This is a genomic window from Bradyrhizobium sp. STM 3809, from assembly GCF_000239795.1.
GTDB lineage: Bacteria > Pseudomonadota > Alphaproteobacteria > Rhizobiales > Xanthobacteraceae > Bradyrhizobium.
In genome coordinates this window covers 1-18,864 of the sequence record NZ_CAFJ01000501.1, presented here as the reverse complement: position 1 = coordinate 18,864, position 18,864 = coordinate 1, and the positions used below count along the sequence as shown (strand labels likewise).

General features: G+C 66.5%; 23 protein-coding genes and 1 tRNA gene. 7 read left to right on the top strand and 17 right to left on the bottom strand.

Annotated features, from left to right (window positions below):
• Nucleotides 1–264: 264 nt before the first annotated feature.
• Both BRAS3809_RS23160 and cysE read right to left on the bottom strand, forming a co-directional pair.
• The gene (locus BRAS3809_RS23160; RefSeq protein ID WP_006611186.1) at nt 265–477 is read right to left on the bottom strand and encodes a DUF3126 family protein; all 213 of its coding nucleotides are present in this window, start codon (nt 475–477) and stop codon (nt 265–267) included.
• A 273-nt stretch (nt 478–750) separates the two neighbouring features.
• Nucleotides 751–1,578 (bottom strand): serine O-acetyltransferase, encoded by an 828-nt coding sequence (cysE, locus tag BRAS3809_RS23155; protein ID WP_008964466.1) that lies wholly within the window; start codon nt 1,576–1,578, stop codon nt 751–753.
• 390 nt (nt 1,579–1,968) lie between these two features.
• On the opposite strand from cysE, the gene BRAS3809_RS23150 reads away from it, so the two are divergent.
• Nucleotides 1,969–3,390 (top strand): hypothetical protein, encoded by a 1,422-nt coding sequence (locus BRAS3809_RS23150; RefSeq protein WP_008964465.1) that lies wholly within the window; start codon nt 1,969–1,971, stop codon nt 3,388–3,390.
• Nucleotides 3,391–3,491: 101 nt separating this feature from the next.
• Here BRAS3809_RS23150 and BRAS3809_RS23145 read toward each other — a convergent pair whose 3' ends face one another.
• Both BRAS3809_RS23145 and BRAS3809_RS23140 read right to left on the bottom strand, forming a co-directional pair.
• Complete coding sequence (locus tag BRAS3809_RS23145; RefSeq protein WP_008964464.1) at nt 3,492–4,247, bottom strand: alpha/beta fold hydrolase; 756 nt, start codon at nt 4,245–4,247, stop codon at nt 3,492–3,494.
• Nucleotides 4,248–4,291: 44 nt separating this feature from the next.
• Entirely contained in the window at nt 4,292–5,434 is a 1,143-nt protein-coding gene (locus BRAS3809_RS23140; protein WP_008964463.1) for a hypothetical protein, read from the bottom strand.
• 332 nt (nt 5,435–5,766) lie between these two features.
• Here BRAS3809_RS23140 and BRAS3809_RS23135 point away from each other — a divergent pair, with 332 nt between their 5' ends.
• Both BRAS3809_RS23135 and BRAS3809_RS23130 read left to right on the top strand, forming a co-directional pair.
• Nucleotides 5,767–6,009, top strand: a complete 243-nt coding sequence (locus BRAS3809_RS23135) for a zinc-finger domain-containing protein (RefSeq protein ID WP_008964462.1) — start codon at nt 5,767–5,769, stop codon at nt 6,007–6,009.
• Nucleotides 6,010–6,019: 10 nt separating this feature from the next.
• Complete coding sequence (locus tag BRAS3809_RS23130) at nt 6,020–7,228, top strand: FAD-dependent monooxygenase (RefSeq protein ID WP_008964461.1); 1,209 nt, start codon at nt 6,020–6,022, stop codon at nt 7,226–7,228.
• Nucleotides 7,229–7,230: 2 nt separating this feature from the next.
• Here the strand turns inward: BRAS3809_RS23130 and BRAS3809_RS23125 are convergent, their stop codons facing one another.
• The 4 genes from BRAS3809_RS23125 to BRAS3809_RS23110 form a co-directional block, all read right to left on the bottom strand.
• The gene (locus BRAS3809_RS23125) at nt 7,231–7,695 is read right to left on the bottom strand and encodes a hypothetical protein (protein ID WP_008964460.1); all 465 of its coding nucleotides are present in this window, start codon (nt 7,693–7,695) and stop codon (nt 7,231–7,233) included.
• Nucleotides 7,696–7,718: 23 nt separating this feature from the next.
• Nucleotides 7,719–8,012: a hypothetical protein gene (locus BRAS3809_RS23120; protein WP_139017430.1), complete on the bottom strand. Its 294-nt coding sequence runs from the start codon at nt 8,010–8,012 to the stop codon at nt 7,719–7,721.
• A gap of 202 nt (nt 8,013–8,214) precedes the next feature.
• Nucleotides 8,215–8,820 carry a hypothetical protein gene (locus tag BRAS3809_RS23115; RefSeq protein ID WP_139017429.1) on the bottom strand — a complete coding sequence of 202 codons (606 nt, stop codon included), beginning with the start codon at nt 8,818–8,820 and terminating at the stop codon, nt 8,215–8,217.
• Nucleotides 8,820–9,293: a hypothetical protein gene (locus BRAS3809_RS23110; RefSeq protein ID WP_139017428.1), complete on the bottom strand. Its 474-nt coding sequence runs from the start codon at nt 9,291–9,293 to the stop codon at nt 8,820–8,822. The genes BRAS3809_RS23115 and BRAS3809_RS23110 overlap by 1 nt, the downstream gene beginning before the upstream one ends.
• Before the next feature lie 394 nt (nt 9,294–9,687).
• Between BRAS3809_RS23110 and BRAS3809_RS23105 the strand changes: the two genes are divergently transcribed.
• A tRNA-Leu gene (locus BRAS3809_RS23105) sits at nt 9,688–9,774 on the top strand.
• Between the two features lie 88 nt (nt 9,775–9,862).
• Here the strand turns inward: BRAS3809_RS23105 and BRAS3809_RS23100 are convergent.
• The 3 genes from BRAS3809_RS23100 to BRAS3809_RS23090 all read right to left on the bottom strand — a co-directional run bounded on the left by BRAS3809_RS23100 (nt 9,863) and on the right by BRAS3809_RS23090 (nt 11,283).
• The gene (locus BRAS3809_RS23100; protein WP_008964456.1) at nt 9,863–10,117 is read right to left on the bottom strand and encodes a type II toxin-antitoxin system RelE/ParE family toxin; all 255 of its coding nucleotides are present in this window, start codon (nt 10,115–10,117) and stop codon (nt 9,863–9,865) included.
• A gap of 29 nt (nt 10,118–10,146) precedes the next feature.
• Entirely contained in the window at nt 10,147–10,407 is a 261-nt protein-coding gene (locus BRAS3809_RS23095; protein ID WP_008964455.1) for a type II toxin-antitoxin system ParD family antitoxin, read from the bottom strand.
• A gap of 132 nt (nt 10,408–10,539) precedes the next feature.
• The gene (locus tag BRAS3809_RS23090; RefSeq protein ID WP_240535749.1) at nt 10,540–11,283 is read right to left on the bottom strand and encodes a carbon-nitrogen hydrolase family protein; all 744 of its coding nucleotides are present in this window, start codon (nt 11,281–11,283) and stop codon (nt 10,540–10,542) included.
• 281 nt (nt 11,284–11,564) lie between these two features.
• Between BRAS3809_RS23090 and BRAS3809_RS23085 the strand changes: the two genes are divergently transcribed.
• Entirely contained in the window at nt 11,565–12,296 is a 732-nt protein-coding gene (locus BRAS3809_RS23085; RefSeq protein ID WP_008964452.1) for an SDR family NAD(P)-dependent oxidoreductase, read from the top strand.
• 10 nt (nt 12,297–12,306) lie between these two features.
• On the opposite strand, the gene BRAS3809_RS23080 is transcribed toward BRAS3809_RS23085, so the two are convergent.
• The 4 genes from BRAS3809_RS23080 to BRAS3809_RS37780 are packed head-to-tail and all read right to left on the bottom strand — an operon-like array spanning nt 12,307 to nt 14,146.
• Nucleotides 12,307–12,966, bottom strand: coding sequence for a glutathione S-transferase family protein (locus tag BRAS3809_RS23080; protein ID WP_008964451.1), 660 nt, complete (start codon nt 12,964–12,966; stop codon nt 12,307–12,309).
• 27 nt (nt 12,967–12,993) lie between these two features.
• Nucleotides 12,994–13,479, bottom strand: a complete 486-nt coding sequence (locus tag BRAS3809_RS23075) for an SRPBCC family protein (RefSeq protein ID WP_035657821.1) — start codon at nt 13,477–13,479, stop codon at nt 12,994–12,996.
• Nucleotides 13,472–13,807, bottom strand: coding sequence for an ArsR/SmtB family transcription factor (locus BRAS3809_RS23070; RefSeq protein ID WP_008964449.1), 336 nt, complete (start codon nt 13,805–13,807; stop codon nt 13,472–13,474). The genes BRAS3809_RS23075 and BRAS3809_RS23070 overlap by 8 nt, the downstream gene beginning before the upstream one ends.
• 30 nt (nt 13,808–13,837) lie before the next feature.
• Nucleotides 13,838–14,146: a hypothetical protein gene (locus BRAS3809_RS37780; protein ID WP_502685677.1), complete on the bottom strand. Its 309-nt coding sequence runs from the start codon at nt 14,144–14,146 to the stop codon at nt 13,838–13,840.
• Here BRAS3809_RS37780 and BRAS3809_RS23065 point away from each other — a divergent pair.
• Nucleotides 14,052–15,413: a methyl-accepting chemotaxis protein gene (locus BRAS3809_RS23065; protein ID WP_502685676.1), complete on the top strand. Its 1,362-nt coding sequence runs from the start codon at nt 14,052–14,054 to the stop codon at nt 15,411–15,413. The two genes, BRAS3809_RS37780 and BRAS3809_RS23065, sit on opposite strands and share 95 nt — an antisense overlap.
• 336 nt (nt 15,414–15,749) lie before the next feature.
• Here BRAS3809_RS23065 and BRAS3809_RS23060 read toward each other — a convergent pair whose 3' ends face one another.
• Nucleotides 15,750–17,360 carry an ABC transporter substrate-binding protein gene (locus tag BRAS3809_RS23060; RefSeq protein WP_008964447.1) on the bottom strand — a complete coding sequence of 537 codons (1,611 nt, stop codon included), beginning with the start codon at nt 17,358–17,360 and terminating at the stop codon, nt 15,750–15,752.
• Between the two features lie 65 nt (nt 17,361–17,425).
• Here BRAS3809_RS23060 and BRAS3809_RS36080 point away from each other — a divergent pair, with 65 nt between their 5' ends.
• Nucleotides 17,426–17,761 (top strand): hypothetical protein, encoded by a 336-nt coding sequence (locus BRAS3809_RS36080; RefSeq protein WP_139017427.1) that lies wholly within the window; start codon nt 17,426–17,428, stop codon nt 17,759–17,761.
• 159 nt (nt 17,762–17,920) lie between these two features.
• On the opposite strand, the gene BRAS3809_RS23050 is transcribed toward BRAS3809_RS36080, so the two are convergent.
• Nucleotides 17,921–18,864 (bottom strand): ABC transporter substrate-binding protein (locus BRAS3809_RS23050; protein WP_035657814.1); only part of this gene is annotated, 944 nt, incomplete at its 5' end.

The window sequence follows — 18,864 nt, the reverse complement described above, 5'->3', positions numbered from 1 at the left end:
GCGTGTGAACCCGCATGTCGCTGCGCTCATGCGGGCTACGCGATCACCACTGTCAGATACCGCGCCCTCTCCCCTTGCGGGAGAGGGCATGTACGGCCCATCGACGAGCGCGGTTGGGTGAGGGGTTCTTTCCACGTATCGCTCGTGGAGAGAACCCCTCACCGAACCGGGTCTGCCGCACCGTCATACATGCCCTCTCCCACAAGGGGAGAGGGCGCAATGGCACCTGCGCGCCCAACCTCGCGAGGATCGAGCGCCGCAGCCCTACTCCACCAGATCGTCTTCCAGAATGGCCATCTGGAACTGGAACGAGCGGTCATCGTCCTCGTCGTCGACGAACAGGACGCCGATGAACTCCTCGCCGATATAGACCTCGGCGGAATCTTCCTTCTTGGGCCGCGGCACGACGCGGATCTTGGGATTGCCGAACACGCGCTTCAGATACGCGTCGAGCTTCCTGACTTCCTGAACGTCCACGGGTGATCTCCAATCTCAGCGGGGGTTGCTTGTCGTTCTCGGACGCGACGCAGCGCTTGCGTCCATGTCCTCGAAGCTTGTTAGTTCACTCCGTCGATCCCGGCACTGACGCCGGCATCATGGCACGGACCTGAAAGGGACGCGGTGAATCTCACATTCGATCCGCCGCGGCAATGGCGGATCGTCAGATCCACAGAACAGCGATGTGTTCGCACGAAATCCCGTGGTTGAAAAGCTCTTGACTTTGGCGATTGAGACCGCGCGACGATCGGCTCAGATGCCGATCGCGTTGATCATCTGGTCCATGGTGCGCGACGGCTCGGCGCAGCCGGCCTCGCCGACGATCTTGGCCGGCACGCCGGCCACCGTGACGTTGTTCGGCACGGGCTTCACCACCACCGATCCCGCCGCGATGCGCGCGCAATGGCCGACCTCGATATTGCCGAGCACCTTGGCGCCGGCGCCGATCAGCACGCCGTGACGAATCTTCGGATGACGATCCTCATTCTCCTTGCCGGTGCCGCCGAGCGTCACGCCATGCAGGATCGAGACGTTGTCCTCGATGACCGCGGTCTCGCCGCAGACGAAGCCGGTGGCGTGATCGAGGAAGATGCCGCGGCCGATGCGGGCGGCCGGATTGATGTCGGTCTGGAACACCGCCGAGGAGCGGCTCTGCAGGTAGAACGCGAAGTCCTTGCGGCTGTTGCGATACAGCCAATGCGCGAGGCGATGCGTCTGGAGCGCGTGGAAGCCCTTGAAGTAGAGCAAGGGATCGATGAAGCGCGACGTCGCAGGATCGCGGTCGTAGACGGCGACGAGATCGGCGCGGAAGGCGTGGCCGAGATCCGGCTCGTCGCGCAGCGCATCGTCGAAGGTCTGGCGGATCAGGTCGCCCGACAGTGCCGAATGATCGAGCCGGTCGGCGACGCGGTGCACCACCGAATCCTCCAGCCGGCTGTGATGCAGCACTGTCGAATAGATGAAGGTCGCAAGCTCCGGCTCGCGGCGGACGATCTCTTCAGCCTCGTTGCGGATTCGATCCCAGATCGGATCGAGCGTCGCCAGCTTTCCGCTCTGAGGATGGGTCTGATGCATAGCCATGGGCGCGTCTCGCGGGAGTTCACTGGGCAGGCAATATAGCACGGCGCGGGGAATGCTGTCCTCTGCACACCGGGCAAGGTCGACGATCCATTCCGGTCAGCCTCGCGCGCAGAGAACACGGGATTGAGACATTTCCGTTACGGTCCATCACGACGAAATTACCCCGCCAGGTCGACGGTCGGCTCAAGGTGGTCAGCCGGAACCGGAAATCAAGCCGTCCGGCCCCGAGAGCGCGGTTCCCTTGATCGGAATCAACGCCGGCAAGGCTACCCGGTACCATCCTCGCGGCAGGAAGGAACCACTGCCCGACAGAACGGGGCACAGTCCCCCGCCCGATCACGGGGCCCGCTTGTCGCGCGGCGGCGCTTGAGTCTATTGGTGAATACCGCGTTGACCATATTTTGGTCAGGGTGGCCCGCAACGGGGGACGCAGGCATCAGTAACATTCAGATCCTGGACGAACGCACGACCGAGGCCGGATCGGCCTGGTGGCTGCCCGTCATCGTCCTCCCGCTCTTCCTGGTCGCGCCGGCGCTGTGGAACTGTTACCCGCTGTTGCAGTGGGACACCGGCGGATACCTTGCGCGCTGGTACGAAGGCTATCTGGTGCCGAGCCGGTCGACCGTGTTCGGGCTGTATCTGCACGTCGGCGAGGGCTCCAGCTTCTGGCTCAATCTCGGCCTGCAGGCGCTGGCGAGCCTGTGGATCCTGCAACTCACCTTGCGCGTGCTCGGCCTGGCGCAGCCGCTGCGGCTGCTGTGGATCGGCCTGCTGCTGATCCTGACCACCGCTCTGCCCTGGCTCGCCAGCATGCTGCTGACCGACATCTTCGCCGGGCTGTCGGTGCTGGCGCTGTTCATCCTGGTGACGCAGGCGCAGCGGACCTCGGCGCTGGAGAAGGTCGTGCTGTTCGGCTTCGTGGCGTTTGCCTCCGCCACCCACAGCGCGACGCTCGGCGTGCTGTTCGGCCTGTGCTGCGCCGGCTGGATCGCCTTTCCGTTCCTGCGCCGGCAGATCGCGCTGTCCGGCCTGGTCCAGGCCAGCCTGACCATCGTGGTCGGTGCGGCGATGCTGCTGGCCGCGAACTTCGCGTTGTCCGGCCAGCTGGCGTGGACGCCCGGCGGCACCGGCGTCGCGTTCGGCCGCATGCTGCAGGACGGCATCGTCGCGCAATATCTGAACGATCATTGCGGGCGCGAGAAGCTGAAGCTCTGCCCCTATCGCAACGAGTTGCCGCCCACCGCGGACGACTTTCTCTGGGGCAACTCCATGTTCAACAAGCTCGGCCGCTTCGAGGGCATGAACGACGAGATGGGCTTCATCGTGAAGCAGTCGCTCGCCGCCTATCCGCTGTGGCAGGCGAAGGCGGCGGCGATCGCCACCGGCGAGCAGCTGCTGCATGTCGCGACCGGCGAAGGCACCAGCGGATGGGTGCCGCACACCTATGGGATCATCGAGCGCTACATCCCCTCCCAGGTCCGGCAGATGCGCGCCGCGCATCAGCAGCATTGGGACATCAATTTCGCGGTCGTGAACTGGCTGCACGTCCCTGTGGCCCTCGCGTCGATGCTGGCGGCGGCCGCGATTGCGGCGCATGCGATCTGGCGGCGGCGGCGCGACGACATCGCGCTGCTCGCCATCACCGTGACGCTGGCGCTGCTCGGCAACGCCATGATCTGCGGCGTCATCTCCGGCCCGCACGACCGCTACGGCGCAAGGCTGGTGTGGGTCGCGACGTTCACGGTGCTGATCGCCGCGGCCCGGTGGTTCAGCGGCGAGCGCACGACCGAAGCGGCGGACGCGCTCCCGTAGCCCGCATGAGCGCCAGCCGAAGCCCGCAGGGCGAAGGCGAAAGCGCATGCGGGATCGCACGAACGGCGTCGGAGAACCCGGGCGCGCTGCGCTCGCCCGGGCTACGCGCTTCGCCGCGCCAGGAAATCCACCACGCCGGCCTTGTAGACCTTGTCGCCGACGGCGCGCATGTGGTCGCGGTTGGGGATGTCGAGCACCTCGGCGCCGGGAATGAGCGCGCCGAGCGCGGGGCCGGAGCCGGAGACTTCGTCCGTCGTGCCGACGGCCACCAGCACAGGCACGGCGATGCGGCCGGCATCCTCGCGCGAAATCAAGCCACGCGAGCCGCGCATGCAGGCGGCGAGCGCGAGGCGATCGGAGCGGGTCTGGTCGGCGAAGGCGCGAAAGGTCTTACCGACGGGATCGGTGACGTCGTCGAGCGAGGGCGCCTCGAGCGCGGCCGCGACGTTCTCGCCGGGCCCGCCGCCCTCGATCATCGCCATGCCGATGCCGCCGAAGATCGCCGAGCGCAGCCGCTGCGGCGTGGTCAGTGCGATATGGGCGGCGATGCGGCCGCCGAGCGAGTAGCCCATGACGTCGGCGCTGGCGAGGCCGAGATGATCCATCAGCGCCGTGACGTCGCTCGCCATTTCGGCAATCGCATATTGCGCGGGATCATACAGCTTGGCGGACTCGCCATGGCCGCGATTGTCGAGCGCGATGACGCGGCGGCCGGCCTTGCGCAGCTCGGTGACCCAGCCGGGATAGATCCAGTTGACGTTTTTGGTCGAGGCGAAGCCGTGGACGAGCAGGATCGGATCGCCCTCCCCCTCATCGATGAAGGCGATGTCGACGGCGCCGTTGTGAAAGCTCGGCATCGGATCGGGTCCCGGGCACTTGGAGTGAGATGATACGGCGGACTCTAGCCGCAGGGCGCGGCCGCGGCCAGATCGGCGCGGACACTGGCGGCCTGCATCCGGCGCAGCCGCCGGCGCTTGCCGCGATCGATGACGCCCTGCGTCGCGCGCTCGGTCATCGCCTTCAGCGATGCGATGGCGCTGAACAGCGTCATGACGGCGCCGAACAGCCACAGCGCCAGATTGAACAGGCCGGTCGTAAGCAGCAGTGCGCCGCGGCCGAGCAGCTTCAGGATGGCGCGGGTCTGGCCGCCCTTGGCCTCGGCGAGGCGCGCGGCGCGGGCGACATCCCTCGGCCCCTCCGCGAGCTTGAGCGAATCCAGCGCGCCGCGGGTGCCGGCCTTCTCGGTGATGCGGCCGACATCCTTGCCGAGCCGCACCAGCGCGCCGGCCTTCTCGGCCCGGAACGCCGCACGGATCGCGGTTGCGGTCTCGCCGGGACGCAGCACCGAGCCCGAGGCGACCGCCTGCTGCAGCATCGGCGCATCGACCACCTCGCGCGCCGAGCGTCCGGCCCAGGCCGCCAGCCCCTCGCCGAGCCGGCCGACCTTGCGCGCGTCCTTCACCAAAGTGAGCCCGGCCCGCACCGGCGCAGTGCCGCCGGCCGAGACATAGGTCGCCGCGGTGACGGCGAGCCCCGCCGCGGCCAGCCCCAGCACCAGCCGGTCGGTCTCCTCGCCCATCACCAGATGCTTGCCCTCACGCACGGCGTCGCGGATGTCGCCGAACACGAACAGATCGCCGGCCACGGTGCCGGAGAGGCTGGCGACATCGTCGGCCTGGCCGGTGACGAGCCCGGTCGCGAAGCGCTTCGCGACACTCGACGGCGCCTTCTCCGCAGCCGCGGCATCGCTGACGCGCTGGACCAGCGCCGGGTCGAGCGCGACCTGATGCTCCCTGGCCAGCGCGACGAAGCTCTCCGCGAGATCGGGATCGGCGGCCGCGAGCGCCTCGTCGATATTGCGTGCGATGAGCGCCGGATCGGTCCGCAGCAGCCCGGCGATCTGCAGCTCCGACAGCCGTGCCGGATCCTCGGCCGCCGCCATGACGGTACCGGCGCGCTGGGCATGCGGCCACAGCGCCGCGCCGACGGCGGCGCTGGCGGCAAGTGCGGCCGCGGCGAGGCTGAGCCTCCAATTGATTCGCATGGTTCGAACCGTATCCAGATCACGCCGTCTTCACGTTTTCGCGCGGACGTCTGTCATAAAACATAGGAGATCCGGCCCGCGACACAACGTCCCCGACGAAAGAAGGGCTTCTCGCCGAGGGCCAGCTTGTGTCGAATCCACAAGCGCAAAAATAACGGCGTGCGTCACACCCAACGCAGGTTCCCAACGCGAGAAATTGGCCGTATGGCTCAGCATGGTGCGCCGCCGTCCTCGCGACGGGCTGGCGCCTCGTTCCTGTCCCGTCGGCCGCAGTCCCGCGCTGATCCGCCCTGCTCTGCTGTTCTCTCTTTTTGCCACTCGAGGTTAAACCGATGGCCGATAACATCGTCCCGCATTTCCACAACGACGCCGGTGTCCCGGTCATCGAGATCGGCTCGCATGAGTTCATGTGCGTGGGCGCCAATCCGCCGTTCGACCATCCGCACGTTTTCCTCGATCTCGGCAACGACAAAGAGATCATCTGCCCGTACTGCTCGACGCTGTACCGCTACGCGCCGGATCTCTCCGCCGGCGAGGCGCGGCCGCCGGAATGTGTGCTGAAGGACGTCGCCTGACCGGCGTGTCGTGGCACTGCGTACCGTCACCGTCGCCGGAGCCGGCATCGGCGGCCTGACCGCCGCGCTGGCGCTCGCGACCAAGGGTTTTCGCGTCGTCGTACTGGAGAAGGCCGAGCGGCTCGAAGAGGTCGGCGCCGGCCTGCAATTATCGCCCAATGCCAGCCGGATCCTGATCGACCTGGGACTGGGGCCGCGTCTCACCGCGCGAGCCGTCGTGCCCGAGGCGGTCAGCATCATGAGCGCGCGCGCCGGCGGCGAGATCGCGCGGCTGACGCTCGGCACTGCGGCCAGCGAAACTGCCGGCGCCCCCTATTGGGTGATCCACCGCGCCGATCTGCAGGCGGCGCTCGCCGCCGAGGCGATGGCGCATCCGGATATCGAGCTCAAGCTCGGCTGTCAGTTCGAGGATGTCGCCGCCCATGCCAAGGGTCTGACCGTGGTGCATCGCCGCGGCGATGAACGCCGCCAGGACGTTTCGCTGGCGCTGATCGGGGCCGACGGCGTGTGGTCGGCCGTGCGGCACCACCTGTTTCCGCAGGTCAACGCCGAGTTCTCCGGTCTCATCGCGTGGCGCGGCACGCTCGAGGCGCGGCAATTGCCGCGCGACTATACCAGCGCGCGGGTGCAGCTCTGGATGGGGCCGAACGCCCATCTCGTCGCCTATCCGATCTCTGCCGGCCGCCAGGTCAACGTCGTCGCCGTCGTACCTGGCACCTGGAACCGGCCCGGCTGGAGCACCGAGGGCGATCCGGCCGAGCTGAAGGCGGCGTTCGCCCCGCCCGCCTGGCCGGCTGCGGCACGACTGCTGCTCAACGCCGTCGACGGTTGGCGCAAATGGGCGCTGTTCGCCGTGCCCGAGGGCATCGAATGGAGCAAGGGCAACGTCGCCCTGCTCGGCGACGCGGCCCACGCCATGCTGCCGTTCGCCGCGCAGGGTGCGGGCATGGCGATCGAGGATGCGGCGGTGCTGGCCAAGACGCTGAGCGAAGCGCGTCCCGACGGACCCGCCGCGATCGAAGGCGCGCTGAAGCGCTATGCCAAGCTGCGACGCCCCCGGGTCGGCCAGGTGCAGCGCACCGCGCGCAGCCAGGGGCGGATCTATCACATGAGCGGGCCGCTGGCGCTCGCGCGCGACGTCAGCATCAAGGCGCTCGGCCCGGAGCGGATGTCGGCGCGGCAGCGCTGGATCTTCGACTGGCGCCTCTCAGGCGCGTAACCTCAATACACCGATCCGTCGCGGGGCAAGGTCGACGGTCCAGTGGGGCTGCCGGAAGCCATCGGCCGCATCGCGCGCGCCGGCTTGGCCGGCTTGCCCTTGGCGGCCACCGGCGCCGCCGGCGTCTCGACGCATTTGTTGCGCCGCCAGGCCTCCTCGGCGAACTGCGACTGCCCGCGGACAGCGACGTAGTCGTTGCGATACGCCACCTCGGCGACCACGACGCCGCCGGCCCCGGTCTCCGCCTTGGCCATCAACCCCTGCAGCTCGGCGGTCCGCGCCGCCAGCGCCTTGCGCTCGGCTTCGAGCTGCTTGCAATCATAGAGATCGTACTTCGCCGGATCGGCGAAGGCGGTGGACACGCTGTCGCTCATGCCCGCGCAGCCCGAGAGCAGCGCTCCCAACGCGAACAGGCCTCCGGCGAGCGCGAGGCGACGATGGTGCGGGCGATGGCAGTCGGTCGTCATGCAGCCTCGATATTGCAGCGGTCTTAAAACATCGTCTCGATCGTGCGCCGCCCGCATTCGTTTCGGCCCGAACCAGCATTCACCTGGAATCCATCGACCGCGACCAGATCAGCCCAGACGATGATTCCCGAGACACCTTCGTGCCTTACAACGGCCGCCTCGCTCATGTCTTCAATCACGTCATCCGGGGATCCGGCGGACCGCTGCGGCGCGGGCACAATCTCAAGCAGCTGGTGACGGCCGGATTGAGGCTTTACCAAGGCAGCCGTGAAGCTGAAGCAAAGGATGAGCCGAGGCGCCGCGCGCGAGCTCATCAAGGAGCAGGAGAACTCACGCTAGGTCCCTGATCTCAAAGGCGGACGTGACGCAGGCCACAGCCCATCCCCTCGCCCGCGATGTTCCCAAAGATCCCGCTTCAGGCATGCGGGATTGCGGTCGACGTCGATCGGCGCTCCGTCGCGCGATGGTTGCGAGCAATGCGCGGCGGAGCGGGACGGGCCTGCCACCGCCTTGAGCAGCTCAGCGATCGGCGCCGCCGAGGCGAATGAGGATGCGCGATCCATTGCAGATCTGAGCGTACTGCTTGCCATCGGACCGGCTCACCATCTGGACGGTCGGCACCAGCTGGGCGAAGTTGATCGTCCGCGCCCCGTCGCCGATCACGCCGCTCACATCGGCAACGTCGGACACTTGTGTCAGCCCCGCGATCGGGCCGGTCAGGATCGTATGGCTGTACGTGCCGGGCACCGCCTTCATCACCAGATCCGCACCCGCGGTCGTGTAGGTGAACTGGTATGAGGTGACGCCGGTCTCCCCTCCGCCGGTATCGACCGAAAAATCCTGGACGTTCGCCGTTCCGGTGCCATCAGGGCGCAGCTCCATCACGCCTTGGACGGTGAAGGAAAACAGCTTGATGGGGCCTCCCTTGGGGCTGAAGTTCGGGTTGAAGCCGAGCGCCGCCGGATCCCGGACGCAGTAGGATTTGCCGGTCAGCGCATAGGTGCCGCGCAGGCCGCCCCGATCCTCGGCAAGCGCGGCCGTGTTCGCGATCGCCGCGGCGGCGACCAGCATCAAAAAGCGGTGCACGATGTCCCTCCTCATCACAACATTGGCTCGCCGTCGCATCAGCGCTCGTCGTCGCTGACGCGGGTCATGATGAGCGATCCGTTGCAAATCCGGGCATACTGGGTCCCATTGGAGCGGCTGACCGTGAGCACGCTCGGCGCCGGCGGGGCGAGGACGATGGCCCGCGCGCCCTCGCCGATGAATCCACTGGTGTCGGGAACGTCGACGACCTGCGTCAGTCCGGCGTTCGGGCCGGTCAGGGTCGTGGAGCTGTATGTGCCCGGCACCGCCTTGACCGACAGCTTACCGCCGGCATCGATCGTGTAGTTGACCTGGTATGAGATGTCGCTGGTCGTCCCCTCGCCGGCGTCGACCGTGAAGGACCGGCTGGTCACCGTGCCGGTGCCATCGGCGCGAAACACCATGATCCCGTCGACGGTGGTAGCGAAGAACACGACCGGCCCCTTCGGCAGGAAGGTCGAATCGAAGCCGATCGACGCCGAGTTCTGGATGCAATCCGACGCGCCCGTCATCGCATAGGTCCCATGGAGCCGACCGGGATGATCATGCGCGGACGCGGCGGCGCTGGCGGTGATGCCGACGAGGACCAAAAGACACAAGCGATGCAACATAGCCTCCCTGATCTCACAAGCGCCCTTCGTTTGGGGCGGGAGGTATCATATGCCGCAAAGATGACAATGAGTTGGCATCGGACAACGAGATGCAAAACAACGCAACACTCTCTTTGGTTGAATATCTTTTTGTCAGTTGCTCGTGCGGACAGCTCACGAGTGTCGGCGCGGGGCCTCGATCAATCATTGCGCGCAAGACCGCGTGCGGACACGGATTCCTCTCCGATGTGTCCAATACAGAGGCGTCCCTCTACCGCTTGCCCCGACAGATTAAAAACGGTAGCGAAATCAAAGCGCGGACGTGGCGGAATCGGTAGACGCAAGGGACTTAAAATCCCTCGATGGCAACGTCGTGTGGGTTCGAGTCCCACCGTCCGCACCAGGGCACAGCAGTCACGGCAGATCAGGCACTTTTCCCAGAGTGGCGGCCTCGAAGCTGCACCGACTAACGGTCTCACTGAAGCCCGGGATTACTCCAGGTAATCGGGCGTGACGTCACGCGCGGCATGCAGAATGCGGACAACTTCGATGGCGTCTGTGGCGGGGATGTAGAAGAGCACGTAGCTGCCGACCGGAAAGCGACGAAGACCGCGGCCAAGATCGGAGCGCTCCCGTCCGGCAAACGGGTTGGTGGCGAGGGTCTGTAAGGCGCGATCGAAGCGGTGGAGGAGCGTCCGCTGCTGCCTCGTTGTCTGCTGCGATAAACTGCCAGATCTCCAGCACATCTTCACGCGCCGGCGGGCGCAGCAGGTGGCTACCTCGCATGCGACGCCTTCCGGCGTTTCGCCTCAGCGATCAGGTCATCGAGATCCCAATTTTCGGCGGGTCCGCTGTCCAGGCCTTCCTGGATGGCGCTGCGAAGAGCTTCAAGTTTGGCCTTGCGGTGCTCTTCCTTCTCTTCGACCAGGCGCAGACCTTCGCGCATGACTTCGCTGGCGGTCGAATAGCGGCCACTGTCCACCAGACGCTTGATGAACGCCTCATAGTGCTTGCCGATGGTGTAACTGCTGGCCACGTCAAACTTCCATCTCACATAATATCATTTTATGATACCAAATCCGAGCCGGATTTGGAAGCTGCGGAATATTGTGAAGTATCAATAGGAAGATGCGGATCCGACGTTTGAGCGGGCTCGAACGGCAGCCCGTCAGGGGCGAGCCTTGGTCAAGGGGATCTCATATTTCGAACGATCCAGCACGCCGTAGACCAGATCCCGTCCTGGTGCTTCCTGACCAAAAACGTAACCGTCTGGTCCGATCAGGCGGCAAGGCAGCTTGCGACGGCAAACGGCAGGGGTGGACACGCTCATCCAGATATTGTTGGCGGCGTGAGCGCGAGCCATGACCGCGAAGATTGGGTCTTCGTAGGCGGAGAACAGGACTCCATCGACGCCCTGCCTGCCATACGCCATGAACAGTTCTGGGAAGCGGATCTCGATACAGAGCGCACAGCCGAACCGAAAGCCGTCCACCTCAAAGACGAGCGGATGCGAACCGGGCGAATACCAGCTCGTTTCCTCGCTGTGCGAGATCAGCCGCTTGTCGTATCGACCGACGACAGCGCCCTGATCTGAAATGACATACAACGCGTTGTGCGGCCACAGCGGCAGTTCTTGCGGGTGGTTGGATCCAACAACGACCCAGATCCCGAGATGGCCCGCATGAGCGGCGATCGCGTCCAGCTCGGACTGGAGGGCGGGCCAATCCAAGTCTTTCCAACCGTGGATCTGAGCTCCTACGTACCCGGACAAAGCACCTTCCGGGAACTGGATGAGGCGCACACCGTGCCCGGCTGCCTTGGTCATCAGCCCACGAATATGAGCGCCATTCCCCCGAACATCGGCCTCGATCGCGCTGGAGGCTGAGGCAATGGTGAGCGTTTTGTCCATCATGAGCCGGAAACTAATCCAGGCCCGACGCCCAGACCAGAAGTCTTGGCCTTGGCGACGGATTCATAGTCTCGCTTGCGGAGCATCTGCCGGTTGAGCGGAACACATTCCATGGGCGCGCCATGCAGGCTCTCGTCGCCTTCGTAGCCTTCGCGTCCTCTCCGCCGCACAGGGCCGGCGGCAAATGGTTCGCGAGAGCTGCAAGGCTGTCCTCGCGATCCGAACGCGCTGCGTCGGCGTTTCGGACCAGACATCATCCCGTGCATCGAAGAGCGAGGCCATCCATGGACATCTCCCTTCCCATTGCCCTGATCACCGGCGCCGGGCGCGCTACCGGGATTGGGTTCGAGGTGGCGCGGCAGTTGGGGCAGCGCGGCTATCGCGTCATCCTGACGGCGCGCAAGCACGCGGATGCGCAGGCGCGAGCGGATGAGCTGAAGGGCGCGGGCGTGACGACCGAAGGTCTCGGCATGGACATCACCGATCCGGACGCGATGGCGAAAGTCGCCGCGCTGCTGGACGAGCGGTTCGGCCGGCTCGACGTGCTCATCAACAACGCCGCGACGCTCGGACGGTATGACGAGACGGCGACCAACGCCGATCTCGGCGAGGTCCGCGCCAATTTCGAGAGCACGCTGTTCGGCGCCTGGGCGGTGGCGCAGGCCTTCCTGCCGCTGTTGCGCAACAGCGCGCATGGCCGGCTCGTCAACGTCTCCAGCGGCGCCGGCTCGCACAGCGACCCGGAATTCGGCCTCGCCACCGCGGCGCCGATGCCGGCGTCCTATGGGGTGGCCAAGGCTGCGCTCAATGCCTTGACGGTGAAGCTCGCCAGGGAGAACCCCGGCCTGCGCGTCAACGCGGTGTGCCCCGGCTTCACCGCGACCTTCGACGGCGGCGCCGCGATGGGCGCGCGGCCCGTCGCCGACGGCGCCGCCAGCGTGGTGTGGGCCGCCCTGCTCGGCGCTGACGGTCCGACCGGCGGCTTCTTCCGCGACGGCAAGCCGCTCGGCTGGTAGGCCCGCCTAGCTAGGCCGCTTGCGCGCGCGCCATCAGCTGCGCCATCGTCGTCGCCTGGAAGCTCGGCCGCGCCTCCAGCCGCTCGACCCATGCGACGAGTTTCGGATGAGCCGCCGTCAGCTCGGTCCATTCCGGCGTCAGCGACAGGAAGCTCGCCTGCGGGCCGGCCTGCAAATCGGCGAGCGACAGCCGGTCGCCGGCCATGAACGGCTGATCGCCGAGCAGGCGCGACAACTCGGCGATGACCGTTCTCGCCTGCGGCATGGCGCGCGCGATCGCGGCTTCGTCGCAGGCGGTGTCGAAGAATTGCGGGCCGACGATGCGCTGGAAGATGATGACGTTGCACACGCCCTGGAACAGGTACCAGTCGCTGATGTTCATCACCTGATCCATGCGCGCCGCCTGCCTCGGGTCCGCGGGCGTCAAGGCCGGCTCCGGACGCACGCGGTCGAGATAACGCAGGATCGCCTGGGTCTCGTACAGCGTGAAGCCGTCATGCTCGAGCGCCGGCACGCGGCCGAACGGATGACGCTGGACATGAGCGGCCGATTTGGAATCTCCGGGCGCCATGGCCGCGAGACGATATGGTGCGCCCTTCTCCTCCAGCGTCGCCAGCACGCTGCGCCCGAACGGGCTCCCCGGAACGGAATGGACGACGAACTCGGACATCTTGTTTCTCCCCACGGCCATGAACCGCTACGACGATGATGAACGGCGTTCCGCCTCGGCGACGAAGCGCTGCAACAGGCCGGGCCAGCCGCCGTCGACATCCCTGCGCATCGAGGCGCCCGCGGCTTCGCCCATGGTCTCGAACTTGTGGTGCACGAGCTCGACCCGCGTCGTCTCCGCATCCTCGGCGAAGAAGCGGACATCGACCTCCGAGCGCATGGCCGCGTCCGGCTTCCATTGCGCATCAATCTGCCAGAGCATGACGAAGCGCTGCGGCGGCTCCCACAGGGTGATGGTCGCGACCACCGTCTGCGTGCCGTCCTCGGCGATCTCCAGCCAGCGGCCGCCGAGCCTGGGCTCGATCAGCACCTTCGAGATCGGCTTGCCGCCGACGCCATGCGTGTGCGGCCACCAGCGGTTCAGCCCGCTGGTGAACACGGCGAAGGCATGATCGATCGGCGCCCGGACCTGGACCTGCTTCTGCACCGGCGCAATCATCACACGCTCACTCATTCACGTCCCTCGCTCGTGTGTTGTGCCGGTGCGTCCGCTCCGCCTCGATCTTGAACGCGAGAAGCGCGTCGTCCCAGAAACTGTCCAGCCAGTCGCGCAGCTCGGCCAGCCCCTCTCGCCGCAGCGAGTAGATCCGTCGCACCCCTTCGCTGCGCTCCTCGACCAGGCCGGCGTCCTTCAGCACCTTGAGATGCTGCGACACCGCTGGCCGCGACACCGGAAGCCCCGTCGCGATCGCCTTGACCGGAGACGGTCCGCCGCGCAGGCGTTCGAACACCTGTCGTCGGGTCGGATCAGCCAGGACGGTCAAAATCTCTTGGTAAGCCATGACTAACCGTAAGCGTTAACTTACTGAGTGTCAAGAGCGCAGGACGGCGCCTGCCGCGACTGCCAGTTGCATCGGGAAACCAGCTGTTAACCAAACCCTCGGCAAGTTGATCGCCGGCTGCTGCCCCCCGACAGCGGTGACATCAGACGCGACACCGCGCGCGACCGCCGGGACGGCAGGTCCGCGATCAACGAGAGACACGATGCTCGGATTCCGCAGCCGCAAGACTGATCCGCAGGAGGCCTTGCCGGCGTTCGACGTCGCCGCGCAGGAGGCCTTCCACGACGTACTCGCGCGTTGCCTCGACGACTGGGCGGCCGGCAAGCTTGACCGCGACATGGCCGATATCGATGCGGCGGGGCTGCGCGCCAAGCTGAAGCCGCAACTGATCGAGGCCATTCATCGCCTCGGCGAGGCGCTGGCGTCCCGCGCCTCAGCCGAGCTCGATGCCGTGGTCGATCTCTGCATCAACAGCAACGAAGCCTCGATCAGCGCCGCCCGCCTGATCGGCGCCTCCAACAACCAGTCGGAGCGCTGCCAGAGCCTCGCCTCGGCCGCGGTACAGATGCAGGCCTCCGTGCAGACCATCAGCGCGACCTCGACGGCTGCAGCCAATGAGGCGAGCGCCACGCGCCGCGCCGTCGAGGACAGCGTCACCGCCGTCCGCGGCACGCTGCAGACCATGAACGGCATTGCGAGCTCGGTGCGCGACACCTCCTCCAAGATCGCCGATCTCAGCGCAGCCTCGGCTGAAATCGGCTCGATCGTCGGCACCATCGACGCGATCGCCAACCAGACCAACCTGCTGGCGCTGAACGCCACCATCGAGGCGGCCCGCGCCGGCGAGTTCGGCAAGGGGTTTGCCGTCGTCGCCGCCGAGGTGAAGAACCTGTCGCAGCAGACCACCAAGGCGACCGAGGACATCAAGGGCCGCATCGAGCGGCTGCAGGCCGAGATGAGCGGCATCGTCGAGGCCATGGCCGGCGGCGCCAAGGCCGTCGAGGTCGGCATGACCGAGATGACCAATCTGGCGCAGACCATCGACCAGGCCGGCGCGCGCACCGCCACGGTCAGCGCCAAGATGGACGAGATCTCCGGCATTCTCGCCGAGCAGACCGCGGCCACCGACGAGGTGGCCCAGGGCATCACCGTCATCGCGGACCTCGCGACCGCCAATGCCAACGAGGTGATGTCGCTCGCCGACACGATGGGCCGGACCGACGCCAAGGTCGGCAAGATGCTGGGCGAGGTCTCCAAGCTGTCGCTCGACAATCAGGTGGTGCGGCTGGCCAAGGCCGACCACGTGATCTGGAAGAAGCGGCTGGTGGACATGTCGGTGGGACGGCTGCAGCTCAGGGCCGAGGAGCTCTCCGACCACCACAATTGCCGGCTCGGCAAATGGTACTATGGCGAAGACGGGCAGCGCCTCGCCGGCGACGCGGCGTTCCGCCGCCTCGAACGCCCGCACGAGGCGGTGCACCGCCACGGCAAGGAAGCCGCCCGCCTGTTCAGCTCGGGCCGCATCGACGAGGCGCTCAACGAGATCGGCAAGGTCGAGATCGCCTCCAGCGAGGTGCTGGCAGCGCTCGACGACATCAAGGCGTAGGCCGCGATTGCGTAGCCCGGATGAGCGCAGCGACATCCGGGTTCTCATGACCGCGCGGGGCGAACCCGCATCTCGCTGCGCTCATGCGGGTTACGCTCGCTCATCAGCAAGACACGAGGCGCTCCTCTATCCCCGCGTCATTCCGGGGCGGCGCGAAGCGACGAGCCCGGAATCCATACGCCGTGGCCGGCATGTGAATCGAGATGCGTGTGGCGGTCGTCTTCGCCACACATCCGTCCGGGAGTATGGATTCCAGGCTCATTCCTTCGCGATGCCCCGGAATGACGGGCGGACAGAGCGCGGCACCATCCCGTCGCCGCGGCGCGTAGCGCGCCCCTACTCGCTCTTGTCGATGTTCCAGAACACCGGCACGGCCTGCCCTTCCAGCACGCCGCTGATCGATTTGCGCCAGGCGCTCGGCATGAACCATTGCCCGAGCGGCACATAGATGACCTGCTCGTAGACCTCCTTCTGGATCTCGGCGGCGATGCGCTTCTGATCCGCCGGCGTGCCCGCCTTGGCGAAGGCGTCGCGCAATTCCTCCATCTTCGGATCATCGGGCCAGCCGAACGGGCTCTTCTGGCCGCGCGCGCCGACGAAGGTGCTGCCGATCGGATTGCCGGAATCGGCGATCACCGAATTGGTGAAGAACATGTTCCAGCCGCCCTCCTTCGGCGGCTTCTGGCTGGCGCGCCGCGTCACCACGCTCTGCCAGTCGGTCGTCTGCAGATCGACCTTGAAGCCGGCCGCGCGCAAGAGCTGCGCCGCGATGACCGGCTGCGCCTTCAGCGTGATCGCATCGCCCGGCGCCAGGATCACCACCGGCGTGCCGTCATAGCCCGCCTCGGCAAGCAGCTTCCTGGCCTGCTCCATGCCGTTGCCCTTGACCAGAGTCTCCGAGCCGACGTCGGTCTCCAGCGGCGTGCCGCAGCCGAACACGGCGCCGCAGATCGTGTAGTATTTGGAGTTGCCGACGAGCGCGTCGAGCACGTCCTTCTGGTTCAGCGCGAGGAACGCCGCGCGGCGGATCTTCACATTGTCGAACGGCGGAAACAGGAAGTTCATCCGGCCGAGCGTCTGGTAGCCGAACTTGTTCAGCACGTTCATGGTGAGATCGGGGTTGGCCGCCAGCACCGGCTCGAGGTCGAGCGGCGGAAACTCCATGAAATCGATGTCGCCGGACTGCAGCGCGTTGACCGCGGTCTGCGCATCGGGCATCGCGATCCACTCGACGCGATCGACCTTCACCACCTTGCCGCCCGCGGTCCAGCTCGGCGGCTCCTTGCGCGGCACGTAGTCGGTGTTCTTCTCGTAGACCGCCTTCACGCCCGGCTGGAACTCGCTCTTCACGAACTTGAACGGGCCCGAGCCGATCTGCTCGGAGATCTGCTGGTTCGCCGGCGTCTCCGCGAGCCGCTTGGGCATCATGAACGGCACGTAGGATGACGGCTTGCCGATCGACTCCAGCACGAGGCCGTAAGGCTCCTTGAGCTTGAGCGTGATGGTCCTGGCATCGGTCGCCTCGAGCGAGGCGGTGGCCTCCATCAGCTTCTGGCCCATGCTGTCGTTGCGGCTCCAGCGCTTCAGCGAGGCGACGCAATCCTCCGCCGTGACGTCAGTGCCGTCGTGCCACTTCAGACCGTCACGCAGCGTGAAGATGTAGGTCAGCTTGTCGTCGGAGACCTTCCAGTCCGCCATCTGCGGCTGCACCTGGAACTTGGCGTCGGTGCCGAGCAAGGTGTCATACACCATGTAGCCATGGTCGCGGGTGATGTAGGCCGGCGTGAACACGGGATCGATCACGCGCAGGTCCGAATGCATCACCGCCGTGATGGTCTTCTTGCCGGCGGCGAGAGATTTCGACGGCATGCCGGCGGACACGGCGAGGGCCGCGGCGAGAAAAAGGAAAGCCAGCGCGGATGAGGCCCGGCGCGAAGGATGTGACATGCGATCTCTCTCGAGGTGAGCGTCCGTTCAGCGGCCCGACGCCGATCAAGGCCCGACGATCCCGCGTGGGCGTGTCGACAAATGCCGAGCGGGCAGGATCGCGCGCGGAAGACTTGCAGCAGTTCCCGCCGAGGTCAATCGCCGCGGCTGCATGGGTCTGCATGACAAGCCGCCGGCGGCCGATGATCTCGATGGTGAAGTCTCGCGATCTGGAACTCTGCTCTCGCTGGCCCGTTCTCAGCAGCAACGAGGAGCATGACATGCCGCGCGACACCGCCGAGCCCCATGACGACCGACGCCCGCCCACCCCGATCCGCGGCGGCAAGACGCCGCCGCCGGATCAGCTCGTTCCGCCCCTGATCGTCGACGGCCCGGAAGCCGTCCGCGATCCCTATTGTTGAGTAACAACTTGCAGGGTGGGCAAAGGCGATGCTCTGCCCTCTCCTGACGCGCATGAGCGGTGGCGCCGTGCCAACCGTCTCGCCAGAATTGTTTCGGACCGACGGCGGGCACGCCGCCGCCTTGCGGCGGCGGCTTTGCCTACCCGACACCCGCGGTGATCAGTCCTTCTTCTCGATGTTCCAGAACACCGGCGTGGCCGGGCCGTCGAGGACGCCGCTCAGCGTCTTGCGCCACGCGCTCGGCCCAAGATACTGACCGAGCGGAATGTAGATCACCCGCTCGTAATTCAGCCTCTGGATCTCGGTCGCGATCTTCTTCTGCTCGTCGAGCGAGGACGAGCGCGCATAGGCGTCGCGCAGCTTCTCGATGTCGGCGTCCTCGGCCCAGCCGAACCAGCCGCCCTTGGTGCCGCGGCCGCCGACCGACACGTTCGCCACGGGATTGGCGACGTCGGCGCCGACCCAGTTGGTGAAGAACATGTTCCAGCCGCCCTCCTTGACCGGTTTCTGGCTGGCGCGCCGCGTCACCACGGTCTGCCAGTCCGTCGCCTGTAGGTCGACCTTGAAGCCGGCTTCGCGCAGCAGCTGCGCCGCGACGATCGGCTGTGCCTTCAGGGTGGCGACGTCGCCGGGGGCCATGATCACGATCGGCGTACCGTCATAGCCGGATTCGGCGAGCGCCTTCTTGGCCTCCGCCATGCCGTTGCCCTTGATCAGCGTCTCTGCGCCGACATCCGTCTCGAGCGGCGTGCCGCACACGAACACCGCACCGCAGATCTTCTGATACTTGGGATTGCCGACCAGCGCGTCGAGCACGTCCTTCTGGTTCAACGCCAGGAACGCCGCGCGGCGCACCTTCACATTGTCGAACGGCGGGTTGAGGAAGTTCATCCGGCCCAGCGTCTGGAAGCCGAACTTGTTCAGCACATCGATCTGGAGCTCGGGGTTCGCTTCGAGCACCGGCAGCAGCTCATAGGGCGGCACCTCCATGAAGTCGATGTCGCCGGACTGCAGCGCATTCGCCGCCGTCTGGGCGTCGGCCATCGTGATCCACTCGACGCGGTCGACCTTCACCACCTTGCCGCCGGCCGTCCAGCTCGCCG